The sequence below is a fragment of the Chloroflexus sp. genome, from assembly GCF_034435895.1.
GTDB lineage: Bacteria > Chloroflexota > Chloroflexia > Chloroflexales > Chloroflexaceae > Chloroflexus.
Map to the genome: position 1 here is coordinate 1 of NZ_DAOTWH010000010.1, position 2584 is coordinate 2584.

Genomic DNA, 2584 nt, shown 5'->3' on the forward strand with positions numbered 1-2584 from the left:
CGCCTTTATCATTGGCCCCCCCCCCCCCCAACCCCCTCTCCCGCCTGACAGCGGGAGAGGGGGAGCCGCGGCATGGCGGCAAAGCCATTCTTACGCAGAACACAGTAGCGCCCCTCTCCCGCGCGAGCGCGGGAGAGGGGCCGGGGGTGAGGGCACACCGACGCATCTCAAAGCCATCAACCATATCTGCACGTATAGGTTCTGCCCGCCATTGAACCGCTTAACGCTGGATTGCCGGCAGATACACCGGATAACTGGCGCCGAAGATCGCATACGTGCCGGTTTGATCCAACATCGCCGTCAGCAGGCGCGCCTCTGGATCATCCACGCCAGCGACGGACGCCCAGCCATTCCCCTCCCAGCGCCAGAGGCCGATTGTGCCGGCAATTACCGGTTGGCGGTAATTGATGAATACCGTCACCGGTTGTTGCGGCTGGATCGCAGCAGTTGTGGCAGCGCCTGCTGATTCCGGTTGCGCCGAGATGGTAAAGAGATACTGTGCTTGGACAGGAGCATTCGCATCAGTAATCGCCGGCGCTGGCCCCGGCAATTGCGTTACTGGCGTGTACGTGATCTGCACCGTCGTAATAAAGGTGTCCGGCGCAAATTCGTAGCAAATCGGTTAATGATTGGCGCACAAATTGCCGCCAGTGGTGGTGATGATCCGGCTGGTGGTCGCAGGGGTTGATATCATCGCCAGTGGCGCATTCGTGGGGTACGCCTGATCCCAGCGCCGCTGAGATAGGTCAATGCCATACCATCAGGCGTTAAGCGCGGCCCATACTCAAACGTCTCGCCCGCCGCCGCGACCGGCAAGGTCGTCTCCTGCCATCCGCTATTCGTCCATTCGGCAACCTCCAACACACTCGCACTGACTGTACTATCGATGACTAAAGCCCGTGGATAGATCAAGCGCGTGACTTGGCTATTCAGCGCCACCGCCGAATCAATTAACCACCGGAACATTCAAGCGGCTGTTGACTCGTTCCGGCGTTCCCCAACCGGCGCTTGTCCGGCGGATAGCGTAGAGCTCTTTGCTGACTCGCACATTGCCTTCGAGCCGCACCAACCAATAGACCACCGTATGCCCATCGCCGCTTAACAACGGATACTCGACCGAAGCGCCTTCCCAGTAGTTATTCAACGTCAGATAGATCGGCGGCGACCAGCGCCGGCCAAGGCGTTCGCTGTACATCACCCGCCCATTTTGGATGTAGACCATGCGGCGTCCATCAGCGCTCAGCGCTGGATGACGACCGCCAAACGCCGGATCAGAGACGCGCGTGAGCGGCGACCAACCGCTGCTGGTGCGCGTCGTAACGTATACCTGATCGATGTCAAAGAACGGCTTATAGCTCACCAATGCCAACGTGCGCCCATCCGGGCTGAGACTGATCCAGTAATGGATATTGCTCAGATCCGTGTTCAGCAACACCGGCTCGCCCCACCTACCATTAGGCAGCCGATCCACGATATACACCACGGGTGCTTGCCAGTCCAGTCAACATACGCAATCGTATTGCCATCGCCACTCATAACCAGATGCGTGTCTTGGGACGTATCACACACGCCATTCTGCGCAATCACTTGCACCGGCTGCCAAGCGCCATTACTGAACTCGCTGACCACAATATTGCGACTTTTATCCTCGCCATTCACAACATCAACCGCGACCAGACGGGCGCCGTCATCGCTCACGCTGACGTTTTTAAGGTATGCTTGGGCCACAATGATCACCGGATTTGTCCATGCGCTCACGGCCCACGCAACGAGCGACTACGACAGAGCGAGACAACCCAACCCACACGCCATCAGGAAGAGGAAACGGGATCGCACAATAAGCCTCCTTGCAATCACACGCAGGTGAACACGTATGAGCGCCGACCAATCACGGGGTTGCCGTCGGCGTTGATGTCTTTCCGGTCAATATCACCGCTGAGGATGGTCTTGTTGGTCTGCCAGTCGCGCGCGTCCCGGCTGGTTTCGGCGCCGGCGAAGCCGCCTTAGAAGGCGACGCCGTTCTTCAGGGTGAATGACTGCCGCCGTGCGGTAGGGGCGCACGGGTATGCGCCCCTACAGGTTATCGGCGCAGTGTCAGCGACAGGTAGATGCGCGGCGCAGGATCATCCACCCCGGAAGATCAGCGGCAGATAGGCCTTCAGCGGCAGGGGAAACTGGGCCACCTCGACGGTGGCCACGTACTCTTGGCCGCTGCTGCGCGCGCCGCCGAGCGCATAGAAGGCGCTGCCCGCGCTGCGGACGCCGGCTAGGCCCCCCCGGTCCAATGTCAGCGACGCGCACGTCGTCCACGAGTCGGTCGCGGGATCGTAAGCCTCAACCGTCGCCAGCCAGCCGCTGGCGTAGTTATAGCCGCCGAAAACATAGATGCGGCCGTCCGCGCCGGTCACAGCGGCCGCTCCTTCGCGCGGAGTGGGCATGGCGCGCAGTGCGCGCCATGTGTCCGTCTGCGGATCATACTCCTCGGCCGTGTCGCGGGAAAAGCCAGCCGTCGCGCCGCCAAACACGTAGATCCGGCCGTTCTGGCCGGCGGCTGCGGCCACCCCATCGCGTGCGGTCGGCATGG

The 2584-nt window shown here is 61.1% G+C and carries 5 protein-coding genes; all 5 read right to left on the reverse strand.

The annotated features are described in order from the left end of the window. Positions 1–220: 220 nt before the first annotated feature. Positions 221–580 (reverse strand): hypothetical protein, encoded by a 360-nt coding sequence (locus U9R81_RS00665; protein WP_322493619.1) that lies wholly within the window; start codon positions 578–580, stop codon positions 221–223. Positions 581–690: 110 nt separating this feature from the next. After that, complete coding sequence (locus tag U9R81_RS00670; protein WP_322493620.1) at positions 691–966, reverse strand: hypothetical protein; 276 nt, start codon at positions 964–966, stop codon at positions 691–693. Further along, positions 947–1471, reverse strand: a complete 525-nt coding sequence (locus U9R81_RS00675; RefSeq protein WP_322493621.1) for a hypothetical protein — start codon at positions 1469–1471, stop codon at positions 947–949. The genes U9R81_RS00670 and U9R81_RS00675 overlap by 20 nt, the downstream gene beginning before the upstream one ends. After that, positions 1426–1758: a hypothetical protein gene (locus tag U9R81_RS00680; protein ID WP_322493622.1), complete on the reverse strand. Its 333-nt coding sequence runs from the start codon at positions 1756–1758 to the stop codon at positions 1426–1428. Before U9R81_RS00680 ends, U9R81_RS00675 begins: the two co-directional genes overlap by 46 nt. Before the next feature lie 365 nt (positions 1759–2123). Further along, on the reverse strand, positions 2124–2584 hold a 461-nt coding region (locus U9R81_RS00685), incomplete at its 5' end, for a Kelch repeat-containing protein (RefSeq protein WP_322493623.1).

Coding starts and splice junctions, on each gene's coding strand:
- U9R81_RS00670 (WP_322493620.1), bottom strand. CDS start 966: ATGTTCCGGTGGTTAATTGATTCGGCGGTGGCGCTGAATAGCCAAGTC.